5 protein-coding genes are annotated in these 23,939 nt (G+C 49.4%); 3 read left to right on the forward strand and 2 right to left on the reverse strand.

Annotation, left to right across the window (positions count from 1 at the left end; translation table 11 throughout):
* Window positions 1–30: 30 nt before the first annotated feature.
* Both hxlB and hxlA read right to left on the reverse strand, forming a co-directional pair.
* Complete coding sequence (gene hxlB / locus CVV77_RS15215) at window positions 31–588, reverse strand: 6-phospho-3-hexuloisomerase (protein ID WP_100275804.1); 558 nt, start codon at window positions 586–588, stop codon at window positions 31–33.
* 6 nt (window positions 589–594) lie between these two features.
* Entirely contained in the window at window positions 595–1,227 is a 633-nt protein-coding gene (hxlA, locus tag CVV77_RS15220) for a 3-hexulose-6-phosphate synthase (protein ID WP_100275805.1), read from the reverse strand.
* A 231-nt stretch (window positions 1,228–1,458) separates the two neighbouring features.
* Between hxlA and hxlR the strand changes: the two genes are divergently transcribed.
* The 3 genes from hxlR (at window position 1,459) to srfAB (ending at window position 23,927) form a co-directional block, all read left to right on the forward strand.
* Window positions 1,459–1,821, forward strand: coding sequence for a transcriptional activator HxlR (hxlR, locus tag CVV77_RS15225; RefSeq protein ID WP_003241118.1), 363 nt, complete (start codon window positions 1,459–1,461; stop codon window positions 1,819–1,821).
* Between the two features lie 578 nt (window positions 1,822–2,399).
* On the forward strand, window positions 2,400–13,163 hold the full coding sequence (srfAA, locus tag CVV77_RS15230) for a surfactin non-ribosomal peptide synthetase SrfAA (RefSeq protein WP_100275806.1): 10,764 nt from the start codon (window positions 2,400–2,402) through the stop codon (window positions 13,161–13,163).
* 12 nt (window positions 13,164–13,175) lie between these two features.
* Window positions 13,176–23,927 (forward strand): surfactin non-ribosomal peptide synthetase SrfAB, encoded by a 10,752-nt coding sequence (gene srfAB / locus CVV77_RS22485; RefSeq protein WP_100275807.1) that lies wholly within the window; start codon window positions 13,176–13,178, stop codon window positions 23,925–23,927.
* Window positions 23,928–23,939 lie beyond the last annotated feature (12 nt).

Here is a 23,939-nt window from a genome sequence, read left to right on the forward strand (position 1 = left end):
CGGCCTGATCTACAGGCCGGTTGTGTGACGCTATTCAAGGTTTGCGTGGTGGGTGAACATGGTTTCAGAATCGAGTCCTTTTTTCTCCATGAGTTTTAAAATCACTGCATCATAGAATAGAAGCAAAGTTTGCTCAAATAAGGAACCCATTGGCTGAATGGTTTTATAGCTTCCGTTTGACCGGTCTTTAGGGGACCCGGGCATTTTGACGATGAGATCCGCTTGTTTTCCGATGCTTGATTCCGGATTGATGGTTAAAGCGGCAACGATCCCGTATAAGCTTTTTGCTTTTGCTGCTGTATGGATTAAGCTCTTTGTCTCGCCTGATCCTGAGCCGATAATGACGAGATCTCCCTCGCGGAGCGGCGGAGTGAGAATCTCACCGGCGATATGAGCGTTGAAGCCCATGTGCATCAATCTCATCGCGAAGGATTTTGCCATCAGGCCAGACCGCCCCGCCCCTGCAGTGAAAATTTGATGGGACGAAAGAATGTGATCGGCGAGCTGATCAGCTTCTTCATTAGAAATATAAGCCGCTGAACGGTGTAACTCGTTTAGAATTTCCGTTACGAATTCAGTCGTTTTCATATGAATTTATCCTTGGGCAATAAGCTGTTTCATTTTTGAAGCTGTTTCCGCTTTATCGGCTGCGCTTGTAATTCCGCCCCCAACAATGACAAGGTCAGGATTTTGTTTGACCACTTCTGGCAGTGTATCAAGTTTGATCCCGCCCGCAATTGCGGTTTTTGCGTTTTTAACGGTATTTTTGATTGTCGTTAATTCTTCGAAAGAGTTTTTGCCCTCTGCTTGAAGATCATATCCAGTGTGGACGCAGATGTAGTCAACACCGAGTGCGTCAATTTCTTTCGCACGGGATTCAATATCTTTCACGTTAATCATGTCTACCAAGATTTTCTTCTTCTGTTTTTTGGCTTCTTCTACTGCGCCTTTAATCGTTGCATCGTCTGTAGCCCCTAAAACGGTGATAATGTCAGCGCCTGCTTCAGATGCTTTCATGATTTCATATCCGCCGGCATCCATGATTTTCAGGTCTGCTAAAACCTTCAATTGCGGAAATGCTTCTTTTATTTCTTTAACGGCTCTAAGGCCCTCATTAATGACAACCGGTGTTCCGATCTCAACCACGTCGATGTATTGTTCCACTTCCTTGACGAGCTCGATGGCTTCCGGGATATTGACGAGGTCTAATGCCAGCTGTAATTCCATTGTTAATCCACTCCCTTTTTCGAATTATTTTTCATTCTATAGGTTCACTCTTTTGATGAGAAGTAGGCACTTTGAAGTCAACTAGTTACTTGGAGGATACTGTGAGTAGAGGCAATCAGATTTCTTTCGCTTGGTTTTAGGAGTGAGTATAATAAAAAGGAGTCTGCAAAAAAGTAAGTAAGTGATGATACGTATCTAACATACAAAAAATATACTAAGGGGGGATTTCTTTTGAGCCGGATGGACGACAAAAGGTTTAATTGTGAGAAGGAATTAACACTTGCGGTGATCGGCGGTAAATGGAAAATGCTCATTTTGTGGCATTTAGGAAAAGAAGGCACGAAACGGTTCAATGAATTAAAAGCTTTGATTCCTGATATTACGCAGAAGATCCTCGTGAATCAGCTGAGAGAGCTTGAGCAGGATATGATTGTTCACAGGGAAGTGTATCCGGTTGTCCCGCCGAAGGTTGAATACTCCTTGACCCCGCAAGGAGAAAGCCTGATGCCTATTCTTGATGCCATGTATGAGTGGGGGAAAGGCTATATGGAGCTGATTGACATCGATAAAAATGTCATAAAGGAATCATTGTAAGGCGCTCTTGAATAAGGGTGTCTTTTTTTTTGCCTGTTTTTCGGTTTTTGCGCGGTAAACATATGGGATGTAAAGATTGTAAATGGCTTTCAACAATAAATGGGATGAAGCGGAAAGGATCATTTTAAAAATTTTTATTTTTCTGTAAATAATGTTTAGTGGAAATTATTGCGGCATCCCGCAAAAATATCCCAGTAAATAAACTGGAATCTTTCGGTATCCCGCATGAAACTTTTCACCCATTTTTCGGTGATAAAAACATTTTTTTCATTTAAAGTGAACGGTAGTAAGGTAAAAAAATATTGAAAACAATGAATAATTAGCCAAAATTGTATCGTGTTTGGATGAGAGATCTTGCGGTCTTTATTTGCTTGTGTTAAACCCCGCAATGATGATTGATGGCAGTTGTTTTGACAGCGGCAATCTGTTTTTTTGTTTGGATGCACTGCTTTTTAAACGTAGTACTTTGGGCTTTTTCGGCTGTTAGTTCATAAGGATTAAAAGCTTATATGGATAAGAAAGGGAAAATATGCTGCACATGTTCACTGGTTATTGAAGATTAGGGGAGGTATGACAATATGGAAATAACTTTTTACCCTTTAACGGATGCACAAAAACGAATTTGGTATACAGAAAAATTTTATCCTGACACAAGTATTTCAAATCTTGCGGGGATTGGTAAGCTGGTTTCAACTGAAAAAATTGATTGGAAGCTTGTGGAGCAGGCGATTCAAGCGTTTATCCGCAGAAATGACGCCATGCGCCTTCGTTTGCGTCTCAATGAAAACGGAGAGCCCGTTCAATATATTAGCGAGTATCGGCCTGTTGATATAAAACATACTGACACCACTGGAGATCCGAATGCGATAGAGTCTATTTCACAATGGGGCCGGGAGGAAACGAAAAAACCTCTGCCGCTGTACGATTGTGACTTGTTCCGTTTTTCCTTGTTCACCATAAAGGAAAATGAAGTATGGTTTTACGCAAATGTTCATCACGTGATTTCTGATGGAATATCCATGAATATTCTCGGAAATGCGATTATGCACATTTATTTAGAATTAGCCGGCGGCTCAGAAACAAAAGAGGGCATTTCGCATTCATTTATCGATCATGTTTTATCTGAACAGGACTATGCTCAATCAAAAAGGTTTGAAAAGGACAAGGCGTTTTGGAACAAGCAATTCGAAACGTTGCCTGAACTTGTTTCCCTGAAACGGAATGTCTCTGCAGGAGGAAGTTTAGAGGCTGAGCGGTTTTCTAAAGATGTGCCTGAAACGCTACATCAGCATCTTCTATCGTTTTGTGAGGAAAACAAGGTCAGTGTTCTTTCAGTGTTTCAATCGGTGCTCGCCGCCTATTTGTACAGAGTCAGCGGCCAGAATGATGTCGTGACGGGAACCTTTATGGGCAACCGGACAAATGCGAAAGAGAAGCAGATGCTTGGCATGTTTGTATCAACGGTTCCGCTGCGGACGAACATTGATGGCGGGCAGGCGTTCTTAGATTTTGTCAAAGACCGGATGAAGGATCTCATGAAAACACTTCGTCACCAAAAGTACCCGTATAATCTCCTGATCAACGATTTGCGTGAAACAAAGAGCTCTCTGACGAAGCTGTTTACGGTTTCTCTTGAATATCAGGTGATGCAGTGGCAGAAAGAAGAGAATCTTGCCTTTTTGACTGAACCGATTTTCAGCGGCAGCGGATTAAATGATGTATCGATTCATGTAAAGGATCGATGGGATACTGGGAAACTCACCATTGATTTTGATTACCGCACTGATTTATTTTCACGTGAAGAAATCAAAATTGTTTGTGAACGCATGATTACGATGCTGGAGAACGCATTATTGCATCCAGATCATACCATTGATGAATTAACGCTGATTCCTGAAGCGGAGAAAGAGAAGCTGCTTGTGAGGGCCGGCGGTGAATCTGTCAGCTATCGTAAGGATATGACGATTCCAGAGCTGTTCCAAGAACAGGCTGAGCTGCTTTCTGATCATCCAGCGGTTGTATTTGAAGATCGCACATTGTCCTATCGAACGTTACATGAGCAATCTGCACGCATCGCCAATGTGCTGAAACAGAAAGGCGTTGGCCCTGACAGTCCTGTTGCGGTTCTGCTTGAACGCTCTGAACGGATGATTACGTCTATCATGGGGATTTTAAAAGCCGGCGGAGCCTATGTGCCGATTGATCCCGCTTTTCCTGCGGAGCGCATTCAATATATTTTGGAGGACTGCGGAGCGGACTTCATCCTGACTGAATCGCAGATTGAAGCTCCTGCGGCCGATGCTGAATTGATTGATTTTGATCAGGCGATTGGGGAAGGTGCTGGCGAAAGCCTGAATGCAGATGTAAACGCACGGAACCTTGCCTACATTATTTACACATCGGGAACAACCGGACGTCCGAAAGGCGTTATGATCGAGCATCGCCAGGTTCATCATTTGGTTGCGTCTTTGCAGCAGACGATTTACCAAAGCGGCAGTCAAACACTGCGGATGGCATTGCTTGCGCCGTTCCACTTCGATGCGTCAGTGAAGCAGATTTTCGCGTCGCTTCTTTTGGGACAAACCCTTTATATTGTACCGAAGAAAACAGTGACGAACGGATCTGCCCTAGCTGCGTATTATCGCAGGCACTGCATTGAGGCAACGGACGGAACACCGGCCCATCTGCAAATGCTGATAGCAGCTGGCGATTTTGAAGGCTTAAAGCTGAAGCACCTGCTGATTGGAGGAGAGGGTTTATCGTCTGTCGTTGCGGACAAGCTGCTGAAGCTGTTTAAAGAAGCCGGCATAGCGCCGCGTTTGACCAATGTGTACGGGCCGACCGAAACATGTGTGGACGCATCTGTTCATCCGGTTATCCCGGAGAATGCTGTTCAATCAGCGTATGTGCCGATCGGGAAAGCGCTGGGGAACAACCGCTTATATATTTTGGATCAAAAAGGCCGGCTGCAGCCGGAAGGCGTGGCGGGCGAGCTTTATATCGCGGGCGATGGTGTAGGCCGAGGTTATTTACATCTGCCTGAATTGACGGCTGAGAAGTTTTTACAAGATCCATTCGTACCAGGCGATCGGATGTACCGGACCGGAGACGTGGTGCGTTGGCTTCCAGATGGAACAATCGAATATTTAGGAAGAGAGGATGACCAGGTCAAAGTCCGCGGATACCGGATTGAGCTCGGGGAAATTGAAGCCGTTATTCAGCAGGCGTCTGACGTTGCGAAAGCCGTTGTTTTGGCACGTCCTGACGAACAGGGAAATCTCGAGGTCAGCGCATATGTTGTGCAGAAGTCTGGAAGCGAATTTGCTCCAGCCAGCCTGCGGGCACATGCGGCCAGACAGCTTCCTGACTACATGGTGCCGGCTTACTTTACGGAAATCACAGAAATTCCGCTCACGCCAAGCGGCAAAGTCGACCGCCGCAAGCTGTTTGCACTAGAGGTGAAGGCGGTCAGCGGAACGGCCTATACAGCGCCGCGAAATGAGACGGAAAAAGCAATCGCAGCCATTTGGCAGGATGTGCTCAATGTTGAAAAAGCGGGGATCTTTGACAATTTCTTTGAAACGGGCGGGCATTCATTGAAGGCAATGACGCTTTTAACAAGGATTCATAAGGAAACAGGCGCTGAGATTCCGCTTCAATATTTGTTTGAGCATCCGACAATTGCCGCTCTTGCAGAGGAAGCCGATCACAGAGAAAGCCGGGCATTTGCAGCAATTGAACCTGCTGATAAACAGGAGCATTATCCGCTTTCATTGGCACAGCAGCGAACATATATCGTCAGCCAGTTTGAGGATGCGGGAGTCGGATACAACATGCCGGCGGCAGCGATTTTGGAAGGGCCTTTAGAGATTCAAAAGCTGGAGCGGGCATTTCAAGGGTTAATCCGCCGCCATGAGTCTCTGAGAACGTCATTTATTCTTGAAAACAACACGCCGAGACAGAACATTCATGAAAGTGTCGATTTCAAAGTCGAGATGATGGAAAGAGGCGGCCGCTCCAATGAGGAAATTATGACTTCATTCGTCCGGAGATTTGATTTGGCGAAAGCGCCGCTGTTCAGAATCGGCTTGATGAAGTTAGAAGAGAACCGTCATATGCTGCTGTTTGACATGCACCATTTGATTTCTGACGGTGTGTCCATCGGCATTATTTTGGAGGAGTTAGCACGGTTATATAAAGGCGAACAGCTTCCTGAGCTTCGTCTTCAGTATAAGGATTACGCCGTGTGGCAAAGCGGACAGGCTGCTGAAGGGTACCAGAAGGACCGGGCGTATTGGAAGGAAGCCTTTGCGGGCGAGCTTCCGGTGCTTCAACTTCTGTCTGATTACCCGAGACCGCCTGTTCAAAGCTTTGAAGGAGACCGGGTGTCAATCAAGTTGGACGAGGGATTGAAGAATCGCTTAAATCGTTTGGCTGAACAAAACGGCGCCACGCTTTATATGGTGATGCTGTCCGCTTACTATACGCTTTTGTCAAAGTATACAGGGCAGGATGACATCATTGTCGGCACGCCGTCAGCGGGCAGAAACCACTCCGATACAGAGAGCATTGTCGGGATGTTCGTCAATACGCTCGCGATTCGCAGCGAAGTGAAGCAGGATGAGACGTTTACCGATTTGATCACGCGTGTCCGCACACAGGTGCTGGATGCCTTTTCTCATCAGGACTATCCGTTTGAGTGGCTTGTTGAAGATTTGAACATTCCGCGTGATGTAAGCAGACATCCGCTGTTTGACACGATGTTCAGTCTTCAAAATGCGACAGAGGGCATTCCGGCTGTCGGCGATCTGTCTTTGTCTGTTCATGAGACTAACTTCAAGATTGCAAAATTTGATTTGACGATGCAGGCGAGAGAAACCGATGAGGGCATTGAGCTTGATTTGGACTACAGCACGAAGCTGTTTAAACAAAGCACGGCAGACAGGCTGCTAACGCATTTTGCGCGTTTGCTTGAAGATGCTGCAGCTGAGCCTGAGAAACAGATTTCTGAGTACAAACTTCTTTCCGAAGAGGAGGCTGCTTCGCAAATTCAGCAGTTCAACCCGGAAAGAACACCTTATCCGAAAGACAAGACAATTGTTCAGCTGTTTGAAGAGCAAGCGGCGAAAACGCCAGACCAGCCGGCACTTCAATATGAAGGCGAATCACTTACCTATCGTGAGCTGAATGAACGGGCCAATCGGTTAGCGCGCGGCATTCTTTCTTTTGGGGCAGGCGAAGGCAGAACAGCGGCTGTCTTATGCGAGCGGTCAATGGACATGATTGTGTCGATCCTCGCGGTATTAAAGACAGGTTCGGCTTATGTTCCGATTGATCCGGAGCACCCGATTCAGCGGATGCAGCATTTCTTCCGCGACAGCGGAGCGAAGGTGCTTCTCACTCAGAAAAAATTAAAGGCTTTAGCAGAAGAAGCGGAATTTAGCGGCGTTATCGTGCTTGCAGATGAGGAAGAAAGCTATCATGACGATGTGCAAAATCTTGCACTGCCTCTTGATTCTGCGGCGATGGCCAACCTGACGTATACTTCCGGAACGACAGGAACACCGAAGGGAAATATCGTGACACATGCTAATATTCTGCGCACGGTGAAGGAAACGAATTATCTCAGCATTACAGAACAGGATACGATTCTCGGACTTTCCAATTACGTATTTGACGCGTTTATGTTTGATATGTTCGGTTCTTTGTTAAACGGTGCCAAGCTTGTGCTGATACCGAAAGAAACCGTTTTGGATATGGCTCGCCTGTCTCGCGTTATTGAGCGGGAGAACATCAGCATTCTTATGATTACAACCGCTTTGTTCCACCTGCTTGTGGACTTGAATCCGGCGTGCTTGTCAACGCTGCGCAAGATTATGTTTGGCGGGGAGCGGGCTTCAGTTGAGCATGTAAGAAAAGCTTTGCAAATTGTCGGGAAAGGCAAGCTCCTTCACATGTACGGGCCGTCTGAAAGCACGGTTTTCGCGACGTATCATCCGGTTGATGAATTGGAGGAGCACACGCTGTCTGTTCCGATTGGAAAACCGGTCAGCAATACGGAAGTATACATCCTTGACCGGGCGGGACACGTGCAGCCTGCCGGGATCGCCGGGGAGCTATGCGTCAGCGGCGAAGGGCTCGTGAAAGGCTATTACAACCGTCCTGAACTGACTGAGGAGAAATTCGTTCCGCATCCGTTTGCATCCGGCGAACGCATGTATAAAACGGGTGACCTTGCCAGATGGCTGCCGAATGGCGATATCGAATTTATCGGGCGGATCGACCACCAGGTGAAAATCCGCGGACAGCGCATCGAGCTTGGAGAAATCGAACATCAGATGCAAACCCACGACCGCGTGCAAGAGAGTGTTGTGCTTGCTGTTGATCAAGGCGCGGGTGACAAACTGCTCTGCGCGTACTTTGTCGGAGAGGGAGAAATCTCATCTCATGAGCTGAGAGAGCATGCGGCGAAGGATCTGCCGGCTTATATGGTTCCTGCGGTGTTTATCCAAATGGACGAGCTGCCGCTGACCGGGAACGGAAAAATCGACCGGAGAGCGCTGCCGCTTCCTGATGCCAACGTCTCAAGAGGTGTTTCATATGTTGCGCCCCGCAATGAAACGGAACAAAAAGTCGCAGACATTTGGGCGCATGTGCTTCAGGCTGAACAGGTCGGCGTTTATGACCAATTCTTTGACATCGGCGGACATTCATTAGCAGGCATGAAGATGCTTGCCTTGGTTCATCAGGAACTGGGCGTTGAGCTGTCACTCAAAGATCTCTTCCAGTCACCGACGGTTGAGGGCTTGGCACAGGTGATTGACTCTGCTGAAAAAGGGACAGTCATCAGCATCAGCCCGGCAAAGAAACAAGATACATATCCTGTTTCTTCACCGCAAAAACGGATGTACGTGCTCCAGCAGCTTGAAGGAGCGGAAACGAGCTATAACATGCCGGCGGTTCTGCGCCTTACAGGTGAGCTTGATGTTGAAAGGCTTAACAGCGTCATGAAGCAGTTAATGCAGCGTCATGAAGCCTTTAGAACCACGTTTGAAATAAAAGATGGAGAAACGGTGCAGCGAATCTGGGAAGAAGCTGAATGTGAGATGGCATATTTCGAAGCCGCAGAAGAAGAGACAGAGCGGATCGTTTCCGAGTTTATCAAGCCTTTCAAAATCGATCGGCTTCCGCTCTTCAGAATGGGGCTGATCAAGCATTCAGACACTGAGCATGTGCTGCTGTTCGATATGCATCATATTATTTCTGATGGTGCGTCTGTCGGCGTGCTCATTGAGGAGCTTTCAAAGCTGTACGATGGAGAAACCCTTGAGCCGCTCCGCATTCAATACAAGGATTATGCTGTGTGGCAGCAGCAGTTCATTCAGTCTGAGCTTTACAAGAAGCAAGAGGAGCATTGGCTGAAGGAGCTGGAAGGAGAGCTGCCGGTGCTGACGCTTCCGACTGACTATAGCCGGCCTGCCGTTCAAACATTTGAGGGGGACCGCATTGCATTTTCATTAGAAGCAGGCAAAGTTGATGCCCTGCGCAGACTTGCAAAAGAAACGGATTCCACACTGTACATGGTTCTTCTCGCTTCATACAGTGCGTTTTTATCAAAACTGAGCGGGCAACACGATATCATTGTCGGTTCACCTGTAGCCGGACGATCTCAAGCGGACGTCAGCCGCGTCATCGGAATGTTCGTCAATACATTGGCGCTGCGCACGTATCCGAAGGGTGAAAAGACGTTTGCTGACTATCTTAGCGAAGTGAAAGAAACGGCACTCAGCGCTTTTGATGCGCAGGATTACCCGCTTGAGGACTTGATCGGAAACGTACAGGTTCAGCGTGACACGAGCAGAAATCCGTTATTCGATGCAGTATTTTCAATGCAAAATGCGAACATCAAGGATCTAACGATGAAAGGGATTCAGCTGGAGCCGCATCCGTTTGAACGGAAAACGGCCAAGTTTGACATTACACTGACAGCTGACGAAACCGATGGAGGGCTTACGTTCGTACTCGAATACAATACAGCGCTGTTTAAACCGGAAACGATTGAACGATGGAAGCAATACTGGATGCAGCTTCTAGATGCTGTCACAGGCAATCCGAATCAGCCGCTTTCCAGCCTGTCACTTGTGAATGAAACAGAAAAACAAACGCTTCTAGATGCATGGAAGGGCAAAACGCTCCCTGTGCCGACAGACAAAACCGTTCATCAGCTATTCGAAGAGACCGCTCAGCGCCACAAAGACCGCCCGGCTGTCACATTCAACGGCCAGTCATGGACGTACGGCGAGCTGAATGCGAAGGCAAACCGTCTTGCCCGGATTCTGATCGACTGCGGCATCAGCGCGGATGAGCGCGTCGGCGTTCTCACGAAGCCGTCGCTGGAAATGTCCGCTGCGGTGCTCGGCGTCTTAAAGGCGGGAGCGGCGTTTGTGCCGATTGATCCTGATTATCCGGATCAGCGGATTGACTATATTTTACAAGACAGCGGCGCGAAGCTTCTCTTGAAACAGGAAGGCATTTCAGTTCCGGATAGCTTCTCAGGAGACGTCATTCTTCTCGACGGAGATCGCACGATTCTAAGCCTGCCGCTAGATGAAAACGATGAAGAAAATCCAGAGGCGGATACAAACGCGGAGAACCTCGCGTACATGATTTACACGTCTGGAACGACCGGACAGCCGAAGGGGGTCATGGTCGAGCACCATGCGCTTGTGAACCTGTGCTTCTGGCACCACGACGCGTTCAGCATGACAGAGGAAGACCGCAGTGCGAAGTACGCGGGCTTCGGATTTGACGCCTCCATTTGGGAGATGTTCCCGACCTGGACAATCGGCGCCGAGCTTCACGTCATTGATGAAGAAATCCGCCTTGATATCGTCCGCCTGAACGACTATTTCGAAACGAACGGCGTGACGATCACCTTCCTGCCGACGCAGCTGGCGGAACAGTTTATGGACCTTGAAAACACGTCACTTCGTGTCCTCTTGACCGGAGGAGACAAGCTGAAGCGTGCGGTCAAACAGCCGTACACGCTCGTCAACAACTACGGGCCGACAGAAAATACGGTCGTTGCCACAAGCACAGAAATCAATCCGGAGGAAGGCTCGCTTTCCATCGGGCAGGCGATCGCCAATACGAGAGTGTACATTCTCGGCGAGGGCAATCAGGTGCAGCCGGAAGGCGTACCCGGAGAGCTTTGTGTGGCGGGACGCGGCCTGGCGCGCGGCTATCTGAATCGAGAAGACGAAACCGCGAAGCGGTTTGTCGCTGATCCGTTTGTGTCGGGTGAACGCATGTACCGCACCGGCGATTTGGTGAAGTGGGTGAACGGCGGCATCGAATACATCGGCCGGATCGACCAGCAGGTCAAGGTTCGCGGCTATCGGATCGAGCTCTCGGAAATCGAAGTCCAGCTCGCCCAGCTTTCTGCGGTGCAGGATGCGGCGGTGATAGCTGTCAAAGATAAAGGCGGCCATACAGCGATCGCGGCGTATGTCACACCGGAAACAGCTGACATAGAAGCGTTAAAGTCTTCGTTGAAAGAAACCCTGCCGGACTACATGATCCCGGCCTTCTGGGTGACGCTGAACGAGCTTCCGGTTACGGCAAACGGCAAAGTAGACCGCAAAGCCTTGCCTGAGCCGGACATCGAAGCGGGAAGCGGAGAATACAAAGCGCCGACAACGGAAATGGAAGAGCTGCTTGCAGGCATCTGGCAGGATGTGCTAGGCATTTCGGAGATCGGTGTCAGCGACAATTTCTTCTCGCTCGGCGGAGATTCCATCAAAGGAATCCAAATGGCGAGCCGCTTGAACCAGCACGGCTGGAAGCTGGAAATGAAAGACCTCTTCCAGCACCCGACGATCGAAGAGCTCACCCAATACGTGGAACGTGCCGAAGGCAAACAGGCGGACCAAGGCCCAGTGGAGGGCGAAGTCATTCTGACGCCGATTCAGCGCTGGTTCTTTGAAAAGAACTTCACGAACAAGCACCACTGGAACCAATCAGTGATGCTTCATGCGGAGAAGGGCTTTGATCCTGAACGGGTGGAGAAAACATTGCAGGTGCTGATCGAGCACCATGACGCACTCCGTATGGTCTACCGTGAGGAGCCGAAAGACGTCGTTCAATACAACAGAGGACTTGATGCTGCTTCAGCTCAATTAGAGATCATTCAGATTGAAGGTCAAGCGAAAGATTATGAAGACCGCATAGAGAGAGAAGCGGAACGGCTGCAAAGCAGCATCGACTTGCAGGAAGGCGGCTTGTTAAAAGCTGGATTGTTCCAAGCAGAAGATGGAGACCACTTGCTCCTTGCCATTCACCATTTAGTGGTTGACGGCGTGTCGTGGCGGATTTTACTGGAGGATTTCGCCGCGGTTTATACACAGCTTGAGCAAGGCAATGAACCGGTTCTCCCGCAGAAAACACATTCATTTGCGGAGTATGCGAAGAGATTGCAAGACTTTGCGAACTCCAAGGCCTTTTTGAAAGAAAAAGAGTATTGGAGACAGCTTGAAGAACAGACTGTCGCGGCAAAGCTTCCGAAAGATCGCGAATCTGGTGATCAGCGAATGAAACATACAAAGACAATCGAATTTTCGCTGACTGCTGAAGAGACAGAACAGCTTACCACAAAGGTGCATGAGGCATATCACACAGAAATGAATGATATTTTGCTGACGGCATTCGGATTGGCGATGAAGGAGTGGACAGGTCAGGATCAAGTAAGTGTTCATTTAGAGGGGCATGGACGTGAAGAAATCATAGAAGACCTGACCATTTCCCGCACAGTCGGCTGGTTTACTAGTATGTACCCGATGGTGCTCGATATGAAGCATGCGGATGATCTGGGCTACCAGCTGAAGCAAATGAAAGAAGATATCAGACATGTGCCGAATAAGGGAGTCGGATACGGCATTCTGCGCTATCTGACGGCGCCGGAACATAAAGAAGATGTGGCGTTCTCGATTCAGCCGGATGTCAGCTTCAACTATTTAGGACAGTTCGATGAAATGTCGGATGCAGGCTTGTTCACGAGATCAGAGCTGCCGTCAGGACAGTCGTTAAGCCCGGAAACAGAAAAACCGAACGCGCTCGATGTTGTCGGATACATCGAAAACGGAAAACTGACGATGACACTGGCCTATCATTCTCTTGAATTTCATGAAAAAACGATAAAGACATTCAGCGACAGCTTTAAAGCCCATCTTGTCAGAGTCATTGAACATTGCCTATCTCAAGATGGAACGGAACTGACGCCGAGTGACCTTGGCGATGATGATTTGACGCTGGATGAGCTGGATAAATTAATGGAAATTTTCTAATAGAGGTGGCATATGAGCAAAAAATCGATTCAAAAGGTGTACGCACTGACACCGATGCAGGAGGGAATGCTGTATCATGCGATGCTTGATCCGCATTCTTCCTCGTACTTCACACAATTAGAGCTTGGGATTCACGGTGCTTTTGATCTTGAAATCTTTGAGAAAAGCGTCAATGAACTGATTCGGTCATACGATATTCTCCGTACGGTATTTGTGCACCAGCAGCTGCAAAAACCGCGTCAGGTTGTATTAGCGGAACGCAAAACAAAGGTGCACTATGAAGATATCAGTCATGCGGACCGAGACCGCCAAAAAGAGCACATCGAGCGTTATAAACAAGACGTGCAGCGCCAAGGTTTTAACCTGGCAAAAGACATTTTGTTCAAGGTGGCGGTTTTCCGCCTTGATGCAGAACAGCTGTATCTTGTCTGGAGCAATCATCATATTATGATGGACGGCTGGAGCATGGGCGTACTCATGAAAAGCCTGTTCCAAAACTATGAAGCGCTCAGAGCAGGCCGGACACCGGCAAACGGTCAGGGCAAGCCTTATTCCGACTACATCAAGTGGCTTGGAAAACAGGACAATGAAGAAGCGGAGAGCTACTGGAGAGAACGCTTGGCGGGTTTTGAACAGCCGAGCGTGCTCCCGGGCCGTCTGCCTGAGAACAAAGATGAATACGTCAATAAAGAATATTCATTTACATGGGATGAAACACTGGTTACCCGCATTCAGCAAACCGCAAACCGCCATCAAGTGACGGGGCCTAACCTGTTTCAGGCTGTTTGGGGCATTGTTCTCAGTAAATACAACTTTACGAAGGACGTTGTCTTCGGCACGGTCGTATCGGGACGGCCGTCTGAAATCAACGGGATTGAAACGATGGCGGGGCTGTTTATCAACACCATTCCAGTGCGGGTAAAAGTAGATCAAGATGCTGCTTTCGCTGATATTTTCTCAGCTGTTCAGCAGCATGCAGTAGAGGCGGAGCGTTACGATTACGTGCCGCTCTATGAGATTCAAAAACGCTCAGCGCTCGACAGCAATCTCTTGAACCATCTGGTCGCGTTTGAAAATTATCCGCTGGACCAAGAGCTTGAAAACGGCAGCATGGAAGACCGCCTCGGATTTTCTATCAAGGTAGAAAGTGCGTTTGAGCAAACGAGCTTCGATTTCAACCTGATTGTGTATCCTGGCAAAACGTGGACCGTCAAAATCAAATATAACGGAGCTGCCTTTGATTCCGCTTTTATCGAACGGACAGCGGAGCACCTTACCCGCATGATGGAAGCAGCTGTCGATCAGCCGGACGCTTTTGTGCGTGAGTACGGGCTTGTGGGAGACGAAGAGCAGCAGCAAATTGTCGAGGTCTTTAACCGCACGATAGCCGAACTCCCTGAAGGAATGGCTGTTCATCAAGTGTTTGAAGAGCAAGCGCAACGGACGCCGGCGAGCACTGCCGTCGTATATGAAGGAGTCGAGCTGACGTATCGTGAGCTGAATAGAGCGGCTAACCGTCTGGCGAGAAAGCTTGTCGAACAAGGTCTTCAAAAAGGAGAAACAGCCGCGATAATGAACGACCGCTCGGCAGAAACCGTTGTCGGCATGCTGGCTGTGTTAAAAGCAGGCGCCGCCTATGTGCCGCTTGATCCAGCGCTTCCTGAGGATCGTCTTCGTTTCATGGCGGAGGACAGTTCTATTCGGATGGTATTGGCCGGAAAGTCTTATACAGAGCAGGCACATCAGCTGCAAGTGCCGGTTCTTACACTGGACAGCGGTTTTGAAGAGAGCGAAACGGCTGACAATCTCAATCTGCCATCCGCACCGTCTGATTTGGCGTACATTATGTACACATCTGGTTCGACGGGCAAACCGAAAGGCGTCATGATTGAACATAAAAGCATTCTTCGTCTCGTCAAAAATGGCGGGTATGTTCCTGTCCATGAGGAGGACCGCATGGCGCAAACGGGAGCTGTCAGCTTTGATGCCGGAACCTTTGAAGTATTCGGCGCACTGCTGAATGGCGCAGCGCTTTACCCTGTCAAAAAAGAGACACTGCTTGATGCGAAACAATTTGCAGCATTCCTGCGCGAACAGAGAATCACGGCCATGTGGCTGACATCACCTTTATTCAACCAGCTTGCCGCAAAGGATGCCGGCATGTTCGGCACACTGCGCCATTTAATTATCGGGGGAGACGCCCTCGTGCCGCATATTGTCAGCAAAGTGAAACAGGCATCGCCGTCGCTTTCATTGTGGAACGGATACGGCCCGACTGAAAACACGACGTTTTCAACAAGTTTTCTGATCGACCGTGAGTATAGCGGCTCTATTCCAATCGGGAAACCTATCGGAAATTCGACTGCCTACATCATGGATGAGCAGCAGCGACTGCAGCCAATTGGCGCGCCCGGCGAGCTGTGCGTCGGCGGAATCGGTGTAGCGCGAGGATATGTGAATCTCCCTGAGCTGACGGAGAAGCAATTTCTCGAAGATCCGTTCAGACCGGGTGAAAGGATTTATCGCACTGGCGACTTGGCGAGATGGCTGCCGGATGGCAATATCGAGTTTTTAGGAAGAATCGACAATCAAGTGAAGGTGCGCGGCTTCCGAATTGAGCTTGGCGAAATTGAAACAAAACTGAACATGGCAGAGCATGTGACAGAGGCAGCCGTGATCATCCGCAAGAACAAAGCAGACGAAAATGAAATTTGCGCATACTTTACGGCGGACCGTGAAGTGTCTGTGAGCGGGCTGAGAAAAACGCTGTCTCAATCTTTGCCTGACTATATGGTTCCTGCCCATTTGATTCAGATGGACAGCCTGCCGCTCACGCCAAACGGAAAAATCAACAAAAAAGAACTGCCTGCGCCTCAATCAGAAACCGCGCAGCCGGAGTACGCAGCGCCAGAAACAGAGAGTGAAAAGAAATTAGCGGAGATCTGGGAAGGGATACTCGGCGTCAAAGCAGGCGTTACCGATAACTTCTTTATGATCGGCGGTCATTCTTTGAAAGCGATGATGATGACGGCGAAAATCCAGGAGCATTTTCATAAGGAAGTACCGATTAAAGTGCTTTTTGAAAAGCCGACCATTCAAGAACTGGCGCTGTATTTGGAAGAGAACGAAAGCAAGGAGGAGCAGACGTTTGAACCGATCAAGCAAGCACCTTATCAGCAGCATTATCCTGTATCCCCGGCCCAGCGGAGAATGTATATCCTCAATCAGCTTGGACAAGCAAACACAAGCTACAACGTCCCCGCTGTACTTTTGCTGGAGGGAGAAGTAGATAAAGACCGGCTTGAAAACGCGATTCAGCAATTAATCAACCGGCACGAAATCCTCCGGACATCGTTTGACATGATCGATGGAGAAGTTGTACAAACCGTTCATAAAAACATATCGTTCCAGCTGGAGGCTGCCAAGGGACGGGAAGAAGACGCGGAGGAAATGATCAAAGCGTTCATTCAGCCGTTTGAATTAAACCGCGCGCCGCTCGTCCGTTCGAAGCTTGTCCAGCTTGAAGAAGAACGCCACTTGCTGCTCATTGATATGCACCATATCATCACTGACGGCAGTTCAACAGGCATTCTGATCGGTGATCTCGCCAAAATATATCAAGGCGCTGATCTTGAGCTGACGCAGATTCACTATAAAGATTACGCTGTTTGGCACAAAGAACATGCTGATCATCAAAAAGATGAAGCATACTGGCTCGAAACCTTTAAAGGCGAGCTGCCGATTCTTGATCTTCCGGCGGATTTCGAACGGCCTGCTGAACGGAGCTTTGCGGGAGAGCGCGTAATGTTCGGGCTCGATAAGCAAAGCACGGCTCAAATCAAATCACTCTTGGCAGAAACGGATACGACAATGTACATGTTTTTGCTGGCAGCGTTCAATGTACTCCTTTCTAAGTACGCGTCACAGGATGATATCATTGTCGGCTCGCCGACAGCGGGAAGAACACACCCTGATCTGCAAGGTGTGCCGGGCATGTTTGTCAACACGGTGGCACTAAGAACGGCTCCTGCGGGAGATAAAACCTTTGCGCAATTCCTGGAAGAGGTCAAAACAGCCAGCCTTCAAGCATTCGAGCACCAGAGCTATCCGCTTGAGGAGCTGATTGAAAAACTTCCGCTTACAAGGGACACAAGCCGAAGTCCGCTGTTCAGCGTGATGTTCAACATGCAGAACATGGAGATTCCTTCATTGAGATTAGGAGATTTGAAGATTTCTTCGTATTCCATGCTTCATCACGTGGCGAAATTCGATCTCTCCTTGGAAGCGGTCGAGCGTGAAGAGGATATCGGCTTAAGCTTTGACTATGCGACCGCTCTGTTTAAGGACGAAACCATCCGCCGCTGGAGCAGCCACTTTATCAATATCATCAAAGCGGCCGCGGCTAATCCGAACGTTCGGCTGTCTGATGTAGACTTGCTTTCACCAGCAGAAACGGCTGCTTTGCTTGAAGAAAGACATATGACTCAAATTACTGAAGCAACCTTTGCAGCTCTTTTCGAAAAACAGGCCCAGCAAACACCTGATCATCCTGCGGTGATATCTGGCGGAAATCTGCTGACCTATCGCGAGCTTGATGAACAGGCGAACCAGCTGGCGCATCATCTTCGTGCGCAAGGGGCAGGAAGTGAAGACATCGTCGCGATTGTCATGGATCGGTCAGCTGAGGTTATGGTATCGATTCTCGGTGTCATGAAGGCCGGTGCGGCTTTCCTTCCGATTGATCCTGATACGCCTGAAGAACGAATCCGCTATTCATTAGAGGACAGCGGAGCGAGAATTGCGGTCGTGAACGAAAGAAATATGACGGCCATTGGGCAATATGAAGGAACAATCGTCAACCTTGATGACGCAGCGTGGAGAAATGAAAGCAAGGAGCGCCCATCACCGATTTCCGGATCTCGTAATCTTGCATACGTCATTTATACGTCGGGTACGACCGGGAAGCCGAAGGGGGTGCAGATCGAGCATCGCAATCTGACAAACTATGTTTCTTGGTTTAATCATGAGGCGGGCCTGACGGAAACCGATAAGTCTGTTTTGCTTTCGTCTTACGCATTCGACCTGGGCTATACGAGCATGTTCCCTGTTCTTCTGGCAGGGGGCGAGCTCCACATCGTGCCGAAGGAAACCTATACGGCACCGGATGAAATTGGGCGTTATATCAAGGAACACGGGATCACATATATCAAACTGACACCGTCTCTGTTCCATACGATGGTGAACACGGCCAGCTTTACAAAAGAGCCAAACTTTGAATTTTTGCGCTTGATTGTCTTGGGAGGAGAAAAAATCATCCCGGCGGATGTTCTCGCCTTCCGCAAGGTGTATGGGCATACCGAATTTATCAATCACTACGGCCCGACTGAAGCAACGATCGGCGCCATCGCCGGACGGGTTGATCTGTCTGAACCGGGCGCATTCGCGAAACGCCCGACAATCGGACAGCCGATTGCGAATGCCGGCGCGCTTGTCTTAAATGAGGCGTTACAGCTTGTGCCTCAAGGAGCGAGCGGCCAGCTCTATATCACGGGACAGGGGCTTGCGAGAGGATATCTCAACAGGCCTCAGCTGACAGCCGAGAGATTTGTAGAAAATCCATATTCACCGGGCAGCCTCATGTATAAAACCGGAGATGTCGTACGAAGACTTTCTGACGGTACGCTTGAATTTATCGGCCGGGCTGATGATCAGGTGAAAATCCGCGGCTACCGCATTGAGCCGAAAGAAATTGAAACGGTTATGCTCAGCCTCAGCGAAATTCATGAAGCGGTTGTGCTAGCGGTTTCCGAGGGCGGACTTCAAGAGCTTTGCGCGTATTATACGGCGGATCAAGACATTGAAAAAGCAGCGCTCCGGAACCAGCTTTCACAAACACTGCCGTCTCATATGATTCCTGCTTTCTTTGTGCAGGTGGACGCGATTCCGCTGACGGCAAATGGGAAAACCGACAGAAACGCATTGCCGAAGCCGAACGAGGCACAATCCGGACGCAAGGCCTCAGCCGCACCGGAAACAGCGCTTGAAGAGAGCCTATGCCGCATTTGGCAGAAAACGCTTGGCATAGAAGCGATCGGCATCGACGACAATTTCTTCGATTTAGGCGGCCATTCATTAAAAGGAATGATGCTCATCGCCAACATTCAGGCCGAATTGGAGAAAACCGTACCGCTTAAAGCGCTGTTCGAGAAGCCGACTGTTCGCCAGCTTGCGGCTTATATGGAGGCATCGGCAGTTTCAGGCGGCCATCATGTGCTCAAACCGGCTGACAAACAGGATATGTACCCATTGTCATCCGCGCAGAAACGGATGTATGTACTGAATCAGCTTGACCGGCAGACGATCAGCTACAACATGCCATCTGTCCTTCTGATGGAAGGTGAGCTTGATATTTCGCGTCTGCGCGACTCACTGAATCAGCTTGTGAATCGACACGAGTCATTGCGCACATCATTTATAGAAGCCAATGGCGAGCCTGTTCAGCGCATTATTGAGGAGGCGGTGATTGATCTTCATGTGTTTGAAGCGGAAGAAGATGAAGCGGAACAAAAGATCAAGGAATTTATCCGGCCATTCGACCTAAACAATGCGCCGCTCATTCGTGCGGCTTTGCTTCGAATAGAAGCGAAGAAACACTTGCTGCTTTTGGATATGCATCACATCATCGCTGACGGCGTATCAAGAGGTATTTTTGTAAAAGAATTGGCGCTGCTTTACAAAGGAGAACAGCTTTCGGAGCCGGCGCTTCATTATAAGGATTTCGCCGTTTGGCAAAATGAAGCTGCGCAAAAGGAACGGATGAAGGAGCATGAGGCGTACTGGCTCTCGGTTCTTTCAGGCGAGCTGCCGGAGCTTGATCTTCCGCTCGATTATGCCCGTCCGCCTGTGCAAAGCTTTAGAGGGGACACGGTCCGTATCCGTACGGGAAGCGAGACGGCAAAGGCGGTAGAAAAACTGCTCGGAGAAACCGGAACGACCTTGCACATGGTGCTTCACGCTGTTTTTCACATCTTTTTAAGCAAAATTTCCGGACAACGGGATATCATCATCGGCTCTGTCACTGCCGGCCGGATGAATGCAGATGTCCAAGACATGCCGGGGATGTTTGTCAATACGCTTGCCTTAAGAATGGAAGCAGAGGAACAGCAAACCTTTGCAGAGCTTCTGGAGAAAGCGAAGCAGACGAACCTGTCAGCGCTTGAACATCAGGAATATCCGTTTGAGGACTTGGTCAATCAGCTTGATCTTCCTCGGGATATGAGCCGAAATCCATTGTTTAACGTAATGGTGACGACAGAAAATCCTGATAAAGAACAGCTTACATTGCAGAACCTAAGTATTTCACCTTATGAGGCCCATCAGGGAACGTCTAAGTTTGATCTGACATTAGGCGGATTCACTGATGAAAACGGCATCGGCCTGCAGCTCGAATATGCGACTGATCTGTTCTCAAGAGAGACGGCTGAGAAATGGAGCGAATACGTTCTCCGTTTACTAAAGGCTGTTGCGGAAAATCCAAACCAGCCGCTTTCCAGCTTGTCACTTGTCACCGAAACAGAAAAACAAACGCTTCTAGATGCATGGAAGGGCAAAACGCTGCCTGTGCCGACAGACAAAACCGTTCATCAGTTATTCGAAGAGACCGCTCAGCGCCACAAAGACCGCCCGGCTGTCACATTTAACGGACAGTCATGGACGTACGGCGAGCTGAATGCGAAGGCAAACCGTCTTGCACGGATTCTGATCGACTGCGGCATCAGCGCGGATGAGCGCGTCGGCGTTCTCACGAAGCCGTCGCTTGAAATGTCCGCTGCGGTGCTCGGCGTCTTAAAGGCGGGGGCGGCGTTTGTGCCGATTGATCCTGATTATCCGGATCAGCGGATTGACTATATTTTACAAGACAGCGGCGCGAAGCTTCTCTTGAAACAGGAAGGCATTTCAGTTCCGGCTAGCTTCTCAGGAGACGTCATTCTTCTCGACGGGAATCGCACGATTCTAAGCTTGCCGCTAGATGAAAACGATGAAGAAAATCCAGAGGCGGATGCAAACGCGGAGAACCTCGCGTATATGATTTACACGTCTGGAACGACCGGACAGCCGAAGGGGGTCATGGTCGAGCACCATGCGCTTGTGAACCTGTGCTTCTGGCACCACGACGCGTTCAGCATGACAGAGGAGGACCGCAGTGCGAAATACGCGGGCTTTGGATTCGATGCCTCCATTTGGGAGATGTTCCCGACTTGGACAATCGGCGCCGAGCTTCACGTCATTGATGAAGCGATCCGCCTCGATATCGTCCGCCTGAACGACTATTTTGAAACGCACGGCGTGACGATCACCTTCCTGCCGACGCAGCTGGCGGAACAGTTCATGGAGCTTGAGAACACATCACTCCGTGTCCTCTTGACTGGAGGAGACAAGCTGAAGCGTGCGGTCAAACAGCCGTACACGCTCGTCAACAACTACGGGCCAACAGAAAATACAGTCGTTGCCACGAGCACAGAAATCAATCCGGAGGAAGGCTCGCTTTCCATCGGGCAGGCGATCGCCAATACGAGAGTGTACATTCTCGGCGATGGCAATCAGGTGCAGCCGGAAGGCGTAGCCGGAGAGCTTTGTGTGGCGGGACGCGGCCTGGCGCGCGGCTATCTGAATCGAGAAGACGAAACCGCGAAGCGGTTTGTCGCTGATCCGTTTGTCCCGGGAGAACGCATGTACCGCACCGGCGACTTGGTGAAATGGGTGAACGGCGGCATCGAGTACATCGGCCGGATCGACCAGCAGGTCAAGGTCCGCGGCTATCGGATCGAGCTCTCAGAAATCGAAGTCCAGCTCGCCCAGCTTTCTGAGGTACAGGATGCGGCGGTGACAGCTGTCAAAGATAAAGGCGGCCATACAGCGATCGCGGCGTATGTCACACCGGAAACAGCTGACATAGAAGCATTAAAGTCTTCGCTTAAAGAAACCCTGCCGGACTACATGATCCCGGCGTTCTGGGTGACGCTGAACGAGCTTCCGGTTACCGCAAACGGCAAAGTAGACCGCAAAGCCTTGCCTGAGCCGGACATCGAAGCGGGAAGCGGAGAATACAAAGCGCCGGCAACGGACATGGAAGAGCTGCTTGCCGGCATCTGGCAGGATGTGCTAGGCATTCCGGAGATCGGTGTCAGCGACAATTTCTTCTCGCTTGGCGGAGATTCTATCAAAGGAATCCAAATGGCGAGCCGCTTGAACCAGCACGGCTGGAAGCTGGAAATGAAAGACCTCTTCCAGCACCCGACGATCGAAGAGCTGACCCAATACGTGGAGCGTGCCGAAGGCAAACAGGCAGACCAAGGCCCAGTGGAGGGCGAAGTCATCCTGACGCCGATTCAGCGCTGGTTCTTTGAAAAGAACTTCACAAACAAGCACCACTGGAACCAATCGGTGATGCTTCATGCCAAGAAGGGCTTTGATCCTGAACGTGTGGAGAAAGGGTTGCAGGCGCTGATCGAGCATCATGACGCACTCCGTATGGTCTATCGCGAGGAAAACGGAAATATCCTTCAAGCGTATAAACCTATCAGCGAAAGCAAAGTCAGCTTCGAAATTGTGGATCTGTACGGCTCCGATGAAAACATGCTGAAAAGCCAGATCAAGATTCTCGCGAACAGGCTGCAAAGCAGTCTCGATCTACAAAACGGACCGCTTCTCAAGGCGGAGCAATACCGTACGGAAGCTGGCGACCACCTGCTCATCGCTGTACACCATCTCGTGGTCGACGGCGTGTCATGGCGGATTTTGCTTGAAGATTTTGCTTCAGGCTACATGCAGGCTGAGAAAGAAGGGAACATTGTCTTCCCGCAAAAAACAAATTCCTTCAAGGATTGGGCGGAAGAACTGGCGGCATTCAGCCAATCAGCGCATCTTTTACAGCAGGCTGAATACTGGGCGCAAATTGACGCTGAACAGGTTTCTCCTGTGCCGAAGGATTATGAAACAGTGCAGCGGATGGTCAAACATACATCATCTGTCCTCTGTGAATTAACGGAAGAAGACACCAAACATCTCTTAACGGATGTTCATCAGCCATATGGAACTGAAATCAATGATATTCTTCTCAGCGCGCTCGGTCTAACAATGAAAGAATGGACAGACGGTACCAAAATCGGCATTAATCTGGAGGGACACGGACGGGAGGGCATCATTCCGAATGTGAATATCTCCAGAACGGTCGGCTGGTTTACGGCACAATATCCTGTTGTGCTCGACATGTCTGAAGCAGATGCCTCAGCCGTGATCAAATCAGTCAAAGAAAACCTGCGCCGCATTCCGGATAAAGGTGTTGGCTACGGCATTCTCCGTTATGTCACAGAAACAGCGGATACAAAGGGCTTCACGCCAGAAATCAGCTTTAACTATTTGGGCCAATTCGACAGTGAAGTAAAAACCGACTTCTTTGAGCCGTCCGCTTTCGATATGGGGCGCCAAGTAAGCGAGGAATCAGAAGCGCTGTACGCTTTAAGCTTCAGCGGCATGATCAGAAACGGCCGGTTTGTGCTTTCCTGCTCCTACAATGAGAAGGAGTTTGAAAGAGCTACGGTCGAGGAGCAAATGGAACGGTTTAAAGAAAACCTCCTGATGCTGATCCGCCATTGTACGGAAAAAGAGGACAAGGAATTCACGCCGAGCGACTTCAGCGCCGAAGACCTTGAAATGGACGAGATGGACGATATCTTTGACATGCTTGAGGAGAATTTAAAATAAAACGCAAGGGAA

Origin of the sequence: Bacillus sp. SN1 (assembly GCF_002796895.1) — a bacterium.
Taxonomy (GTDB): Bacteria; Bacillota; Bacilli; order Bacillales; family Bacillaceae; genus Bacillus; species Bacillus inaquosorum.

Coding starts and splice junctions, on each gene's coding strand:
- hxlA (WP_100275805.1), bottom strand. CDS start 1,227: ATGGAATTACAGCTGGCATTAGACCTCGTCAATATCCCGGAAGCCATC.
- srfAB (WP_100275807.1), top strand. CDS start 13,176: ATGAGCAAAAAATCGATTCAAAAGGTGTACGCACTGACACCGATGCAG.
- hxlB (WP_100275804.1), bottom strand. CDS start 588: ATGAAAACGACTGAATTCGTAACGGAAATTCTAAACGAGTTACACCGT.
- srfAA (WP_100275806.1), top strand. CDS start 2,400: ATGGAAATAACTTTTTACCCTTTAACGGATGCACAAAAACGAATTTGG.